Genomic DNA, 704 nt, shown 5'->3' with positions numbered 1-704 from the left:
CGCCGCGCAATCCATGGGCCACAATTCCCCCGCAGGCGGCGGCGATGGCACGCCCGGCAATGGCGGCAGCGAGGTCTATCGCCTCGAAGCGGTGGGACATGTCCACATCTTCAACAATACCGACCAGGCATGGGGTGACCGGGCGGTGTATGACATGGACCAGGCCGTGCTGGTGATGACGGGCACGGACATGAAGATGACCACGCCGCAGGATATCCTGACGGCGCGCGACACGGTGGAATACCATTCACGCGAACACATGTCCGTCAGCCGCGGCAACGCCACGCTGACCACCAATGACGGCCGGCAGATGCGTGCCGACATCCTGGTGGGATATGACCGCCCCCGGTCCGGGCGCACGCCCCATGCGGCGGGGCGCGATGCAGGCGGCGCGGGCACGATTGAACGCGTCGATGCCTTTGGCCATATCCTGATCCGCACACAAAGCGAGGCCGTGACCGGCGATCGCGGCGTATATGTGCCCGACAGCGCGATCGCGCGGATCGTGGGCAACGTCCATATCTCACGCGGGCTGAACGAGATCAGCGGCGCCTCCGCGATCGTGAACATGCGCACGGGCATCGCCACCCTGACCGACACGCCAGGATCGCGCGTCAGCGGGCTTGTCGTGCCCAACCAGGCCGGAACCGGCAACAAGGGAACCACGAAATGAACACGTCCGACGCCCCCCTGTCCGCCCCCTG

Annotated in this window: 1 pseudogene; it reads left to right on the top strand. The window is 66.3% G+C overall.

Going from position 1 to position 704, the window contains the following annotated elements:
* Nucleotides 1-673: pseudogene (locus KMAL_RS16730) on the top strand (hypothetical protein); the annotation flags it as partial.
* Nucleotides 674-704 lie beyond the last annotated feature (31 nt).

The organism is Novacetimonas maltaceti (assembly GCF_002906255.1).
Classification (GTDB): Bacteria; Pseudomonadota; Alphaproteobacteria; order Acetobacterales; family Acetobacteraceae; genus Novacetimonas; species Novacetimonas maltaceti.
The sequence above is the reverse complement of the archived record's forward strand: the minus strand, read 5'-3'. Positions and strand labels throughout refer to the sequence as shown.